The organism is Azoarcus sp. KH32C (assembly GCF_000349945.1).
Taxonomy (GTDB): domain Bacteria; phylum Pseudomonadota; class Gammaproteobacteria; order Burkholderiales; family Rhodocyclaceae; genus Aromatoleum.
In genome coordinates, this window is the sequence record NC_020516.1 from 4583234 (window position 1) to 4597126 (window position 13893).

At 68.3% G+C, this 13893-nt stretch carries 15 protein-coding genes and 1 riboswitch; of the genes, 14 read left to right on the forward strand and 1 reads right to left on the reverse strand.

Annotation, left to right across the window (positions count from 1 at the left end; all coding sequences use genetic code 11):
- The first annotated feature begins 133 nt into the window (after positions 1–133).
- Positions 134–1687, forward strand: coding sequence for a DEAD/DEAH box helicase (locus AZKH_RS20600; RefSeq protein WP_015437733.1), 1554 nt, complete (start codon positions 134–136; stop codon positions 1685–1687).
- Positions 1688–1708: 21 nt separating this feature from the next.
- On the opposite strand, the gene rquA is transcribed toward AZKH_RS20600, so the two are convergent.
- Positions 1709–2398 carry a rhodoquinone biosynthesis methyltransferase RquA gene (gene rquA / locus AZKH_RS20605; protein WP_015437734.1) on the reverse strand — a complete coding sequence of 230 codons (690 nt, stop codon included), beginning with the start codon at positions 2396–2398 and terminating at the stop codon, positions 1709–1711.
- Positions 2399–2578: 180 nt separating this feature from the next.
- Positions 2579–2800: riboswitch (cobalamin riboswitch) on the forward strand.
- A gap of 180 nt (positions 2801–2980) precedes the next feature.
- Here rquA and cobM point away from each other — a divergent pair.
- The 13 genes from cobM to AZKH_RS20670 all read left to right on the forward strand — a co-directional run bounded on the left by cobM (position 2981) and on the right by AZKH_RS20670 (position 13792).
- On the forward strand, positions 2981–3790 hold the full coding sequence (gene cobM, locus AZKH_RS20610) for a precorrin-4 C(11)-methyltransferase (RefSeq protein ID WP_015437735.1): 810 nt from the start codon (positions 2981–2983) through the stop codon (positions 3788–3790).
- Entirely contained in the window at positions 3787–4749 is a 963-nt protein-coding gene (locus AZKH_RS20615; protein WP_015437736.1) for a sirohydrochlorin chelatase, read from the forward strand. Before cobM ends, AZKH_RS20615 begins: the two co-directional genes overlap by 4 nt.
- 3 nt (positions 4750–4752) lie before the next feature.
- Positions 4753–5439 (forward strand): precorrin-8X methylmutase, encoded by a 687-nt coding sequence (locus AZKH_RS20620; RefSeq protein WP_015437737.1) that lies wholly within the window; start codon positions 4753–4755, stop codon positions 5437–5439.
- 15 nt (positions 5440–5454) lie between these two features.
- Positions 5455–6618 carry a cobalt-precorrin-5B (C(1))-methyltransferase gene (locus tag AZKH_RS20625; RefSeq protein WP_015437738.1) on the forward strand — a complete coding sequence of 388 codons (1164 nt, stop codon included), beginning with the start codon at positions 5455–5457 and terminating at the stop codon, positions 6616–6618.
- The gene (locus tag AZKH_RS20630) at positions 6597–7907 is read left to right on the forward strand and encodes a bifunctional cobalt-precorrin-7 (C(5))-methyltransferase/cobalt-precorrin-6B (C(15))-methyltransferase (RefSeq protein WP_015437739.1); all 1311 of its coding nucleotides are present in this window, start codon (positions 6597–6599) and stop codon (positions 7905–7907) included. The genes AZKH_RS20625 and AZKH_RS20630 overlap by 22 nt, the downstream gene beginning before the upstream one ends.
- Positions 7900–8724, forward strand: a complete 825-nt coding sequence (gene cobI, locus AZKH_RS20635) for a precorrin-2 C(20)-methyltransferase (protein ID WP_015437740.1) — start codon at positions 7900–7902, stop codon at positions 8722–8724. Before AZKH_RS20630 ends, cobI begins: the two co-directional genes overlap by 8 nt.
- The gene (locus AZKH_RS20640) at positions 8721–9494 is read left to right on the forward strand and encodes a cobalamin biosynthesis central domain-containing protein (RefSeq protein WP_015437741.1); all 774 of its coding nucleotides are present in this window, start codon (positions 8721–8723) and stop codon (positions 9492–9494) included. Before cobI ends, AZKH_RS20640 begins: the two co-directional genes overlap by 4 nt.
- Positions 9491–9919 carry a cobalamin biosynthesis protein gene (locus AZKH_RS20645; RefSeq protein WP_015437742.1) on the forward strand — a complete coding sequence of 143 codons (429 nt, stop codon included), beginning with the start codon at positions 9491–9493 and terminating at the stop codon, positions 9917–9919. The genes AZKH_RS20640 and AZKH_RS20645 overlap by 4 nt, the downstream gene beginning before the upstream one ends.
- Before the next feature lie 40 nt (positions 9920–9959).
- Complete coding sequence (locus AZKH_RS20650; protein WP_015437743.1) at positions 9960–10145, forward strand: CbtB-domain containing protein; 186 nt, start codon at positions 9960–9962, stop codon at positions 10143–10145.
- A gap of 14 nt (positions 10146–10159) precedes the next feature.
- The gene (locus tag AZKH_RS20655) at positions 10160–10954 is read left to right on the forward strand and encodes a CbtA family protein (protein ID WP_015437744.1); all 795 of its coding nucleotides are present in this window, start codon (positions 10160–10162) and stop codon (positions 10952–10954) included.
- A 47-nt stretch (positions 10955–11001) separates the two neighbouring features.
- A complete protein-coding gene (gene cobJ / locus AZKH_RS20660; RefSeq protein WP_015437745.1) occupies positions 11002–11979 on the forward strand; it encodes a precorrin-3B C(17)-methyltransferase in 978 nt (325 codons plus the stop codon).
- On the forward strand, positions 11976–12320 hold the full coding sequence (locus AZKH_RS20665; protein ID WP_015437746.1) for a ferredoxin: 345 nt from the start codon (positions 11976–11978) through the stop codon (positions 12318–12320). Before cobJ ends, AZKH_RS20665 begins: the two co-directional genes overlap by 4 nt.
- 176 nt (positions 12321–12496) lie before the next feature.
- Positions 12497–13792, forward strand: a complete 1296-nt coding sequence (locus AZKH_RS20670; protein ID WP_015437747.1) for an acetyl-CoA hydrolase/transferase family protein — start codon at positions 12497–12499, stop codon at positions 13790–13792.
- The last annotated feature ends 101 nt before the right edge of the window (positions 13793–13893 follow it).

Sequence of the window (13893 nt, forward strand, 5' to 3'; positions counted from 1 at the left end):
TACAATGGGCGCACGCCGCGTGCCTGGCCAATCGGTCGCGGCCTTTTCCTTCAGGACTATACCGGTCCCTTTCCCCGCCTGCCTCGATTGGTGGCGCTCCGCGAGAGCGTCAGGCCGTCGCTGGAGCATCTTTTTGAACACACCCGAAGTTTCTTTCGCCAGTCTTGGACTGGCAGAACCGCTGCTGCGCGCCATTTCCGAATCCGGCTACACCCGCCCGACGCCGATCCAGGCCCAAGCGATTCCCCTCGTGCTCGCCGGCGGCGACCTGCTCGCCGCAGCGCAGACCGGCACCGGCAAGACCGCCGGCTTCACGCTGCCGCTACTGCACCTCCTTTCCGCCAAGCCCGCCGCCGTCCCGAAAGCCGGACGCCCGCGCTGCCTGATCCTGACCCCGACGCGCGAACTCGCCGCGCAGGTCGAGGAATCGGTGCAGACCTATGGCAAGCACCTGCCGCTAACCTCGATGGTCATGTTCGGCGGCGTCAACATCAATCCGCAGATCGCCGCGCTGAAGAAGCGCGTCGATATCCTCGTCGCGACCCCCGGCCGTCTGCTGGACCATGCTGGCCAGAAGACGGTCGATCTGTCGGGCGTCGAGATCCTCGTCCTTGACGAAGCCGACCGCATGCTGGACATGGGCTTCATCCGCGACATCCGCAAGGTGCTCGCGATGCTGCCGAAGCAGCGCCAGAACCTGTTGTTCTCGGCGACCTTCTCGGACGAGATCCGGTCGCTCGCCAACGGCCTGCTGAACAACCCGGGCTGCGTCGAAGTGGCTCGCCGCAATACGACCACCGAACTGGTCGAGCAGTCCGTGTATTTCGTGCCGCAGAAGCAGAAGCGCGACCTGCTGGTGCATCTGGTCAAGGAGCACGACTGGCACCAGGTGCTGGTCTTCACCCGCACCAAGCACGGCGCGAACCGGCTGGCCGAATACCTCGGCAAACACGGCATCCCGGCCGCGGCGATCCACGGCAACAAGAGCCAGTCGGCGCGCACCAAGGCGTTGTCGCAATTCAAGGACAACTCGCTGCCGGTGCTCGTCGCGACCGACATCGCGGCGCGCGGGCTGGACATCGACCAACTACCGCAGGTCGTGAACTTCGAGCTGCCGAACGTGCCGGAAGACTACGTGCACCGCATCGGCCGCACCGGTCGTGCCGGTTCCAGCGGCAAGGCGATCTCCTTCGTCGACAGCGAGGAGAAGTCCTATCTGACGTCGATCGAGCGCCTGATCAAGCGCAGCATCGAGCGCACGCCAGTGCCGGAATTCGTGACGCACGCGCCCGATCCGGGCGACGACGCCTCGCGCCCGGCACGCGATCCGCGCCAATCGGGTCGTCGCAACGACAGCCGCACGCCGCGCCAGCCGCAGACGGAACGTCCGGCCCCGCGCGCGCAAAGCCACGGCGCGAACCGCCAGCCGGCACGGCAGGGCGGACAGGCCGAGGGTGGCAATGCTGCGAACCGTCCGGCCCGCAATGGCGAAGCCCAAGGTAATCGCAATGCGCGCAACGGCCAGACGAACGGCAACCACGCGCCGCGCCAGCAGGAAGCCGGCGCCAACCGGGCCCCGCGTTCGGCCGAGGCACCGCGTCAGCAGCAGCCCCGCTCGGACGCCGGACGCCGTCCGGCACCCCGCCCAGCGCTCTTCAACGCGAAGCCGGGTTCGCGCAGCGAATAAGCCTTCGTGTCACGGTGCGGCTCAACCGCGCCGCACCCCCACGAGCTTCTGATAAAGACCACCGAACAAGGTGGTCTTTTTCCATTCGAAGTCGCCCGAATGCGCAGACAGTGCCGGGATGTCCGTGTCGAGCAAGGAATCGGCGAAAGGCTCGAGCCAGCGGAACACCTGGGCCATGATCGGCCGCAGCGGATGCCAGGGATGCGTGCGGTGGTAGTCCACAAAGACGATCTTGCCGCCCGGCCGCACCGCGCCCAGCAGGTTGTGCACGATGCATGCACGCTCGATGGGAGGCACTTCGTGCAGCAGGAAGAAGCAGCACACGGCATCGTAGGCCGCGGCGTCGACGGTATCGGGCGCGGCGAGATCGCCTTGCCGCGCCTGCGCCTGAGGCAGGCCGTCGAGCTTGCGGCGCACATTGGCAACCTGAATCGGCGCGACGTCGATGACTTCGAGGTCGCCTTCACCGCCGACTTGTTCGGCCAGCATGCGCGAGAACGGCCCGTAGACGCAGGCCGCCTGCAGCAGCCGCTGGCCGGCCTGGAACTCCTCCGCTGCCGCCTGCATCAGGCGCCCCGCATTGCCCCACAGGATCGCCGAAACGACGAGCGAACGGTCTAGCCAGGGCAGCGTCCGGCGGTCAAGATAGGCCCAATGATAGGTGCGCGACAGATAAAGAGGTACTGCACTGACTCGAGGCACTGTTGGCATTAATGACATCCCGGTATGAGCAGTCTTCATCGTTGCCAGCATAACCGTAGATTCGGCGCCATGGAACGCCTTCTGCATACGCCACCCAGTGTGCACTGCAGCAATCTGTCCGAGGCGAAGTAAGACCTTGAAGACCTTCCGTAAGGGCAGCTTGCGTTGCGGAAAGGTGATCGCTATGCTCACAGCTGTTTCGATCCGGGTTCCCCGCCATGCGACCGCGTGGAGGGGTGAAACGGGAAGTCCGGTGACGTTCGGGGACACGCTCCCCCGACCAGTCCGGCGCAGCCCCCGCTGCTGTAAGCCTGACGGATCCACCACACGCCACTGAGCCTTGCGCTCGGGAAGGCGGCGGAGTCCGGGAGAAGGCAAGCCAGAAGACCGGCCCGATCGAGTATGCAGTTTCGTGTGCCCCGGGGTGTGGGCTTGCCGACTGGAATCCGATCGCGTCCGCCACGGGCTCAGGCCCGCCCGCTTCGCCTCATCGACCCAGCCACAAGTTTCCGACCGGACCGTGTCGCTCGCGACCCGTCCGTCGTCTCCACTCTCCGGAGCGCGTTTGTCACGCACTCGTGGGGAGTCGTTATGCATTCCGAACGTGCGCCCGGAACCGTCTGGTTCGTCGGCGCCGGTCCGGGCGATCCGGACCTCATCACCGTTAAAGGCCGCCGCCTGCTCGAACAGGCGGGCGGCATCCTGTTCGCGGGCTCGCTCGTCGACCAGGCGGCGACCCTCTACGCGCCGGAAGGCTGCGCGATCCGCGACTCGAAGGACATGACGCTCGAGGAAATGAGCGCTTGGCTGATCGATGCCGCATCGCGCTGCGAGACCGTCGTGCGCCTGCAGACCGGCGATCCGGGCCTCTATGGGGCTCTGGTCGAGATGACGCGGCTGCTCGATGCGGCGGGCGTGCCGTGGAAGGTCGTGCCGGGCGTGTCCTCCGCACTGGCCTCGGCCGCGGCGGCCGGTGAAACGCTGACGCTTCCCGAAGTGACGCAAACCGTGATCCTGACCCGCGTCGCCGGCCGCACGCCGATGCCCGCGGGCGAAGAGCTCGACGCGCTCGCGGCGCACCGCACGACGCTGTGCATCTTCCTGTCGATCACGCTGCTGCACGAGGTGCAGGACGCGCTGCGCCGCGCCGGCTGGCCGGAGGATGCGCCGCTCCTCGTCGTGCAGAAGGCGAGCTGGCCGGGCGAGGAGAAGATCGTCCGCGGCACGCTCGCCGACATCAAGAAGAAGTGCCAGGCGGAGAAGATCGCCTCGCAGGCCATGATCATCGCGAGCCCGGCGCTGGGCGCGCGCGACTGGCCCGAGATCGCCCGTTCCAAACTCTACGACCCGAGCTTCAGCCACCGCTTCCGCCGGGCCACCGTCACGGAAAACGCATCATGAAGAACGACACCACGATCCTGCTGGTCGGCCACGGCTCGCGCAACCGCGCGGGCAACGACGAGATCGAGCGCTTTGCCGCCGAGTGGCGCGCGCGCCGCCCGCAGTGGCGCATCGAGGCCTGCTTCATCGAGTACGCCGACGTGCTGCTCGACGGCGGGCTCGATCGCGCGGCCGCGGGGGCGAAGCGCGTGATCGTGATCCCCTTCATTCTGAATGCGGCAGGCCACGTGAAGATGGAGATCCCGGCCGCGATCGAGCACGCGCGCGAACGTCATCCCGCCGTCGCGTTCGAATGCACTCGCCACCTCGGCATGGGACGCGAGATCTTCGACGTGCTGATGGGCCGACTCGACGGCCTGATGCACGAGCTGCATGTGCCCGATCCCTGCACGACGGGCGTGATCCTGCTGGGCCGCGGGTCGTCGGATGCCGGCGCGAACGGCGAGCTTGCGAAGATGGCGCGCTGGGTGTTCGAGGCCACGGACCACGAGCTGGTCGACCTCGCCTTCACCGGCGTGACCTGGCCGCGGATCGAGACGGCCGTGCAACGGCAGGTGCGCCTCGGCATGACACAGATCGCGGTCGTTCCGGTGTATCTCTTCACCGGCGTGCTGATCGAGCGGATCGACGCACAGCTCGCGCGGCTGCGTGCGCAGTATCCGCAGATCGCCTTCGCGCTCGGCACGCATTTCGGCTTCGACAAAGGCATTTTCGAATTGGTGGAAGCACGCGTCGCCGATGCGGAAGCGGGTGATGCGCCACTGCTCGAATGCGACGGCTGCAAGTACCGCCTCGCCGCCGAAGCCGAGCATCTGCACGACCACAGTCATACCGCAGGCCATCATGACCACGACCACCACCACGCTCACAGCCATGAGCATCACGGTCACGACCTTGGCCACGGCTGCTCCCACAACCACGCGCCCCACGCCGGCTGCGCTCACCACACTCACGCCTGAATCATGAACAGCAACGTCGTCACCGAACAGCTCACCGCCGCCGGACGCGCGATCGAGCACGATTCCTTCGCGATCATCGACGCCGAGGTCGGCAGTCACGATTACCGGCCGGAACAGTGGCCGGTCGTGCGCCGCATGATCCACGCGAATGCCGATTTCGAATTCAATGGTCTGACCGACTTTCATCCGCTCGCGGTCGCAGCGGGGCTCGAATCGATCCTCTCCGGCGGCACGCGCATCGTCGCCGACGTCGAGATGATCTGCGTCGGCCTGTCGGCGTCGCGCCTCGCGCACTTCGGCATGAGCACGCACCAGTTCATCTCGGACGCCGACGTGATCGAGCAGGCGAAGGCCGAGGAGACCACGCGCGCCGTGCAGGCGATGCGCAAGGCGCACCGCAAGGGGCTGCTCGATGGCGCGATCGTCGGGATCGGCAACGCCCCGACGGCGCTGATCGAGGTCGTGCGCCTGATCCGCGAGGAAGGCGCACGGCCGGCGCTCGTGATCGGCATGCCGGTCGGCTTTGTGTCGGCGGCCGAATCGAAGGACCTGATGGCCGACGTGCTGGCGGTGCCGTGGATCGTGATCCGCGGCCGCAAGGGCGGCTCGACGCTGGTTGTCGCAGCGATCCATGCGCTGCTGGGGCTGGCTGAAGCGCGCCAGCGCGAACAACAGGCGCTGACGGCCTAAGCGGAGACGCGATCGATGGCAGCAGGGCACGTCTTGCCGGAGAAGGTGCGCAAGGGCGACGCGAAACGCGAGCGCGGCAACCGCACGGGCTTCACGACCGGCGCGAACTCGGCCGCCGCAGCGACTGCGGCGACGCTCGGCCTCGTGCACGGTGAAGTCCCGGCCGAGATCGAGTGCGTGCTGCCGAACACCCAGCACGTCGTCTTCCGCATCACCGGGGGCCGCATCGACGGCGACTGTGCGCACGCGGTGAGCATCAAGGATGCGGGCGACGACCCGGACGCGACCGACAAGGCGCATCTGACCGCCGACGTGCGGCGCATCCGCGACGGCGGCGGCGAGGTGATCCTGAAGGGAGGCCCCGGCGTCGGCGTCGTCACGAAGCCCGGACTCGGGCTCGAAGTCGGCGGCCCGGCGATCAACCCGGTGCCGCGCAAGAACATCTGCGAGAACGTCGCGCGCGCGGGCGCCGCGATCCTTGCCGCGGGCGACACCCTCGAAGTGACGATCTCGGTGCCAGGTGGCGAGGAGATGGCGAAGAAGACGCTCAATGCGCGCCTGGGCATCCTCGGCGGCATCTCGATCCTCGGCACGACGGGCATCGTGCGCCCCTACTCGACCGCGGCTTTCCGCGCGAGCGTGATCCAGGCGGTCGACGTCGCGGCGAACCAGGGCCAGACGGCGGTCGTGTTCACGACCGGCGGGCGCACCGAGAAATGCGCGATGCGCGAGTTCCCGGAGCTCGACGAGGCCTGCTTCGTGCAGATGGGCGACTTCGTCAAGGCGGCGTTCTCGACGGCGGTGAAGCATGGGATGCAGCGCATCATCGTCGGCGCGATGGTCGGCAAGCTGACGAAGATCGCGCAGGGCCTGTCGGTGACGCATGCGTGGCGCGAAGAGATCGACCGCCAGCTGATCGCCGACGCCGCGACCGAGGTCGGCGCGCCGGCCGAGGTCGTCGAGCAGATCCGCGCCGCGGAGACCGCACGCTTCGCCGCCGAAAGCCTCGCCGAACTGGGACTCACCGTGCCCTTCCATCGCGCGCTCGCGATGCGGGCGATCCGCAGCCTGCGCGAACGCTATCCGGGCCCGCACCGACTCAGCGTGCTCGCCTGCAATTTCGAGGGCGTGCCCATCGTCACCGTGGAGGAATCCGAATGTCTGACCATCGCTGCCTGATCCTGGGCATCCTCGACGACGGCTGGGACGGCCTCTCGGCCGCGGGCCGCGAGCGGCTCGCGGCAAGTCGCGTCGTGATCGGCGCGCGCCGCACGCTGGACCTCGTCGCGCCGCATCTCGGCGCCGAGGTCGAACTGCGCGATATGGACGGCGCGCTCGGCAAGACGCCCGAATGGGTGCGTACCGCGCTCGGCGACCACCTGCCCGTCACCGTGCTCGCGACCGGGGACCCGCTGTGCCACGGGATCGCGCGCCTCCTGATCGAAAAGATCGGCGCGGCGAGCGTGGAAGTGCTGCCGGCGCCGTCGACGATCGCGCTCGCGTGCTCGCGGCTCAACAAGACTTGGCAGGACGCCGCGATCCGCTCCTGCCACGGCGCCGACGCCGGCGAATGGTTCGACGGCGCGACGCCCGGCCACGGCCTGTACGGCATCGTGCGCGCAGTCGCGGAACACGCCCGCGTTGCCGCCTTCACGAGCCCGGCGAACAGCCCGGACCGCGTCGCGCGCGCCTTGCTTGCCGCGGGCTACGGCGACGACGTACGCATCTCGGTCGCGGCGAGGTTGTGCCTGCCCGACGAAGCCGTTTTCGCCGACCTGATGCTCGCGGAAGCCGCCGCACGTGAATTCCCCGATCCCAATATCGTCGTCATCGACCGCGTCGCCGCACCGGCGCCGCGTGCCGTGTTCGGCTTCGAGGACGGCGACTTCGTGCAGCGCCAGCCCGAGAAGGGGCTCATCACCAAGCTCGAAGCGCGTGCAGTGTCGCTCGCGAAGCTGGGCCTGCGCGCCGACAGCCTCGTCTGGGACATCGGCGCAGGCTCCGGCTCGGTCGGTCTGGAGGCCTCGCGCATCGCCCGCCTCGGCCACGTCTGGGCGATCGAGAAGAACACCGGCGACGCCGCGAACGCGCGCGAGAACGCCAAGCGCCTGCAGGCGACGAACTACACGCTGGTCGAAGGTAAGGCGCCGGAGGGCCTCGACGCGTGGCCCGATCCGGACGCGGTCTTCATTGGCGGCTCGGGCGGCGAGCTCGCCCAGCTGATCGAGCTGAGCCTCGCGCGGCTGCGTCCCGCCGGACGACTCGTGATGAACTTCGTCACGCTCGAAAACCTCGCGACGGCGACTGGAGCGCTCGCGGCCGCTGGCGCCGACTGGGAGGTGACGATGCTGTCGGCCGCGCGCAGCCAGCCGATCCTCGACATGCACCGCCTCGCCGCGCAGAACCCGGTGTGGATCATCACCGCCCGCAAGGGCTCCCCCGCAGAAACAGAGAACAACAATGAATGACAAACTCCCCACCCCCCGCTACGGCCGCCTGATCGGCGTGTCGCTCGGGCCCGGTGATCCCGACCTGATCACGCGTCGCGGCTGGACCGCGTTGCAGTCGGACGCCCGCTGGACCTACCCCGTGAAGAAGGCCGAGGAACGCTCCTACGCGCTCGACATCGTCGTGCGTGGCGGCCTAGCCGTGCCGGCCGACGCGGTCGAACTGGTGTTCCCGATGACGCGCGACGCCGTCGCGCTCGCGAAAGCCTGGGCGCGCGCTGCCGCCCGCACGGCCGAACTCCTCGCCGAAGGGCGCGACGTCGCCTTCCTCGTCGAGGGCGATGCCTCGACCTACTCGACTTTCCGCCACCTCGCCCGCGCCGTGCGCGAGCTCGCGCCCGAGATCGAGGTCGAGACGATTCCCGGCGTCAGCTCCTTCGCAGCGGCAGCCGCCTGCGCCGACGTTGCACTCGCCGAGGAAGACGAAACCGTCGCGGTGATCCCGGCGGCCTATGGCGTGTCGGTGATCGATCACCTGCTCGACGAATTCGACACGCTGGTGCTGATGAAGGTGAAGCCGTTGATGGACGAGATCCTCGACCTCCTCGAAGCGCGCGACCTCCTCGCGACGAGCTGCTTCATCGAAAAGGTCGGCTCGCCCGAGGAGCGCGTCGTCAAGGACGTCGCGAGCCTGCGCGGCGAGAAGGTCAATTACCTGTCGCTGCTGCTGGTGCAGAACCCCAAGCGTGCGCGCGGCGAGCTGCGTCGCGGCTGCCGCAAGCGTGCCGCGGCGGCGGACATTGGAACGATCGTGACGATCGCGGAGGACGCGGCATGAGCGTGCATCTGCCCTTCCCCAACGAGCGCGTCGCGGTCGTGTCGATCACCAAGCACGGCATCGCCCTCGCCGGTAAGGTCGTTTCCGCGATCCCCGGCGCACAGCTCTTCGCGCCCGAGAAATTCCGCGCCGAAGCCGAAGCCGCCGCGCCCGGCGCCGCGGCCTGCTACACCGGCAAGACCGGCGACCAGATCCCGGCGCTCTTCGCGGGCTTCGACGGCATCGTCGCGATCGTCTCGCTCGGCGCCCTCGTACGCCTGATCGCGCCGCACCTGAAGGCCAAGGAGCAGGACCCGGGCATCGTCGTGCTCGACGAAGGCGGCCGCTACGCGATCCCGATGCTCTCCGGGCACCTCGGCGGCGCCAATGCGCTCGCCGGCGTGCTGGCCGCGGCGCTCGGCGCGCAACCGGTGCTGACCACTGCGTCGGATGCGCGCGAGACGCTCGCCGTCGACCTGCTCGGTCGCGAACTCGGCTGGACCTTCGATGCGAGCCACGACGAGATCGTGCGCGCGAGCGCCGCGGTCGTGAACGACGAACCGGTGGCGCTTGTGCAGGAAGCCGGCAGCCGCGACTGGTGGGCCCGCCACGCGAACGGCCGCAGCGGTCCGCTGCCGGCGAACCTAAAGCGCTTCGACCGCTTGGAGGACATCGACCCGCAGGCTTTCGGCGCGGTGTTGTGGATCAGCGACCGCGAACTGCCTGCCGGCTGGGCCGAACGCCTCGCCGGCCGCCGCGTGATCTACCGTCCGCCGCAGGAGGCGGCGTGAGCGCCTCAGTTAACTCCTCCCCCGGCCCCGTGGCACTCGGCCTCGGCTGCGACCGCGGCACGCCCGCGGAGACGATCGCCCGCGCGATCGACGAAGCGCTCGCCCAGGCCGGCGCAAGCCTCGCCGACGTGCGCGCGGTCGCGAGCATCGACCTCAAGGCCGACGAGGCGGGGCTGCTCGAACTCGCCGCGCGCCACGGGTGGGTGCTGACCTTCCACCCGCCCGCCGAGCTCGCGGCGGTCGAAGTACCCAACCCGTCCGAAACAGTGCGCCGCTACACCGGCACGCCGTCCGTATCGGAGGCCGCCGCGCTGCTCGCTGCCGGCACGGATCTGACGCAACTCGTCGTCGAGAAGCACAAGCTGCGCGGCCCTGACGGCCGCAATGCCACGGTGTCGGTCGCCCGCATGCCGGCACCGAACTGATTTTCAAACGCTGTCACACCATCAAAGAAGGAGAACCACCATGCAACAGCAAGCCGTCCTGCAAATCGCCCGCCCGAAGAGCGCCCTGCTGGCGATCGCGATGCCCGTCCTGACCGCCGCGCTGCTCGGCGCCGTGATCGTCTACGGCGTCGGCTTCAGCCACATCGCCGCGGCTCACAACGCCGCGCACGACACGCGCCACTCCAACGTCTTCCCCTGCCACTGAGCACGGAGCCGGACATGCTGTTCCGCCGTATCGTCCTCTGCGCCCTGCTGGTCGGGGCGCTGTCCGGCCTGCTCGTGAGTGCCGTCCAGCACTGGCAGGTCATCCCGATCATCGCCGCCGCGGAAATCTTCGAAGGCGCAGCCGAAGCTGCCGAAGCCCCCGAACCCGCTGCCGCGATGGCCCATGATCACGACGACGCCCATGGCGCCACCCACGTTCATGAGGAAGCCGCCTGGGAGCCCAAAGACGGCACCGAACGACATGTCTGGACCGTGATTGCCAACGTGATGACCGCGATCGGCTTCAGCCTGGTGCTGATCGCCGCGATCACGGCTTGGGAACACCTGCACGGACACCGCGTGGCCTCGGCCCCCAGCGGTCTGCTGTGGGGCGCCGCCGGGTGGCTGTGCGTCTTCGCCGCCCCCTCGCTCGGCCTGCCGCCGGAGATCCCCGGCACCGCCGCCGCGGCGCTCGAAGCGCGCCAGACGTGGTGGCTGCTCGCCGTCGCCTGCTCCGCGACCGGCCTCGGACTGCTCGCCTTCGTCCCGAGCCGCATGCGCTGGCTGGGCCTCGCGCTGCTGGCCCTGCCCTATGCGATCGGCGCTCCGCACATCGATGGCGCCTTCGCCGCCTACAGCGACGAGGTCGCGCGCCAGATGGAAGCGCTGACCGGCCAGTTCGCCATCGCGACGGCGATCTCCAGCGCAATCGAATGGCTCGCGCTCGGCGGTCTCGCCGGCTGGGCGGTCGCCCGCTGGGTGCGTCCGGCGCTGGCGACGCTCGAATCCCCGGCAATCGCCCGCGCGTAACGCGGAAGAACGAAGTCCCACACCGTCGAAACAGAGAGAACAGCACCATGAGCACAGGCAAGATCATGCTGGTCGGCCTCGGGCCCGGCAGCGTCGAGCACATGAGCGGCCGCGCGCGCGCCGCGATCGCCGAAGCCGACACCATCATCGGCTACGTCACCTACATCCGGCTCGTCGCCGACCTCGTCGAAGGCAAGGAGGTCGTCAAGAAGTCGATGACCGAGGAGCTCGATCGCGCGATCGAAGCGCTCGACCGTGCCAAGCAGGGCAAGAAGGTCGCGCTGATCTCGTCGGGCGACGCCGGCGTCTACGGCATGGCCGGGCCGACCTTCGAGGTGCTGTTCCAGGCCGGCTGGACGCCCCCCACGGGTCAACCCGGCGACATCGAGGTCGAGATCATCCCCGGCGCCTCGGCGCTCAACACCTGCGCGGCACTGGTCGGCGCGCCGCTAACGCACGACTTCTGCGCGATCTCGCTGTCCGACCTGCTGACGCCCTGGCCGACGATCGCCCGCCGCCTGAACGCCGCGGCCGCTGCGGACTTCGTCGTCGCGCTCTACAACCCCAAAAGCGGCCGCCGTGCGCGCCAGATCGTCGAAGCGCAGCGCCTCTTCCTCGCGCACCGCCGCCCCGACACGCCGGTCGCGATCGTGAAGTCCGCCTACCGGCCGAAGCAACGCATCGAATTCACGAGGCTCGACAAGATGACCGACTGCGACATCGGCATGCTCAGCACCGTGCTGATCGGCAACTCGAACACCTTCGTGCGCGACGGCCTGATGGTCACGCCGCGCGGCTATGCGAACAAGTACGACGTCGAATCCGGCGAAACGCGCGACGGCGAAAAGGCGGGCCGCTCGCTGTCGACCGGCCTGCTCGGCTGGCTCGAAGACCTGCGCGAGAGCGGCGACAGCGCGGAAACACTCGCACGCCGCTACGCACTGCCGGTCGACTACATCGCCGCCGCGCTCGTCGACGAAGCGGTCGAGGACGACGCGCCCGCGGAAGGAGAGGCGGTGGCATGAGCGCCGCCGAAAAGCCGAAGCTCGGAACCTACCGTCGCCACCTGCTGGTGTGCACCGGCCCGCGCTGCACGCAGAACGGCGAATCGCAGGCCCTCTTCGACAGCCTCGGCGACACCTTCAAGACCGCCGGGCTTGACAAGGGCGAGCTGCGCGTCAAGCGCACGCGCGTGTCCTGCTTCGCCGCCTGCAAGGGCGGCCCGGTCGTGTGTGTGCAGCCTGACGGCGTCTGGTACTACAACGCCACGCTCGAGAACATGCAGCGCATCGTCGACCAGCACCTCGTCGGCGGCGAACCGGTCGAGGACCTGATCTTCCACCGCGGGCCGTCCACGGCCTGCTGACCGCGCCAGCGCACTCCCTTCCGCCTTACTCCGCAGGCCTCCGCTCCCCAAACCGGGGAACGGAGGCCGTCCCCATACGCAAGCGTATGTTTACCATACGCATAAGTATGGTTATGGGTATAATCGCGCCGCAAGAAATTGGCAAAGACAGGCAAGGAAACGGAGAGAGAGACACCATGAACGCACACACCCTGTACCAGCAAAAGCGCATGAGCGCCGCCGATGCCGCAGCCCTCGTGAAATCGGGCGATACGATCGTCGTTCCGACGGGCGTGGGCGAACCGCCGAGCCTGCTTGAAGCGCTGTCTGAACGGCGTCATGGCCTCGAGAACGTCACCGTCAGCCAAATCCTGCCGCTGCGCAAATACGGCTACTTCGACCCCGAAACCGTCCGCAACATCCGCCACAGCGCCTACTTCTTCGGCGGCGCTTCACGCCCGGGCGGCCAGGCGGGCTGGGTCGACTTCGTGCCGAACTACTTCTCGGAACTGCCGCAACTCATCGACCGCGGCCTCACGCCGGCGGACGTCGTCTTCTCGATGGCGTCCCCGATGGACGAGCACGGCTACTTCTCGCTCTCGCTCGCCCCGGATTACACGATGGCCGCGGTCAAGAAAGCGCGCGCGATCATCCTCGAAGTAAACCCGAACGTCCCCTTTGCCTACGGCGACTGCCACGTGCATGTGTCCCAAGTCGCAGCGATCGTCACCAGCGACGGACCGCTGACCGAAGTCGGCCTCCCGGCGATCGGCCCCGTGCAGGAAGCGATCGGCAAGTACGTCGCCGACCTGATCGACGACGGCTCCACGCTGCAGATCGGCTACGGCGGCATCCCCGACGCCGTCGTGATGCAGCTGAAGCATAAGCACGACCTCGGCATCCACACCGAGATGATCGGCGACGGCATCCTCACCCTGATCGAATCGGGCGCCGTCACCAACCGCAAGAAGACCCACAAGCCCGGCAAGATGCTGGCGACCTTCGCGCTCGGCTCGAACAAGCTCTACCAGTACATGCACCGCAATCCGTCGCTCGAAATGCACCCGGTCGACGTCACCAACGACCCCTACCTGGCCGCCCAGAACGACAAGCTGATCGCGATCAACGCGACCATGCAGGTCGACTTCCTCGGCCAGTGCGGCTCGGAAAGCCTCGGCTTCGCGCCCTACTCCGGCACCGGCGGCCAGGCCGACTTCGTGCGCGCCGCGAACCGTTCCAAGGACGGCAAGGCCTTCATCGTGCTGCCCTCCACCGCCAAGGACGGCAGCATCTCGCGCATCGTGCCGACACTTACTCCGGGCACCCACGTCACCACGAGCAAGAACGACATCAACTACGTCGTCACCGAATACGGCGTCGCCCAGCTGCGCGGCAAGAGCGCCAAGCAGCGCTGCGAAGCCCTGATCGGAATCGCCCACCCCGACTTCCGCGGCGAACTGCGCGAAGCCGCGAAGCGGATAAACCTGCTGTAAGGCTCGCACAAGCGGTCCCGGCGGAGAGGCGGGTTCGTCCGTGGGGCTGTCGTGAGCGCCGACGTGTTCAGGGGCACGGGGGAAACAAGGCGACGCATGTC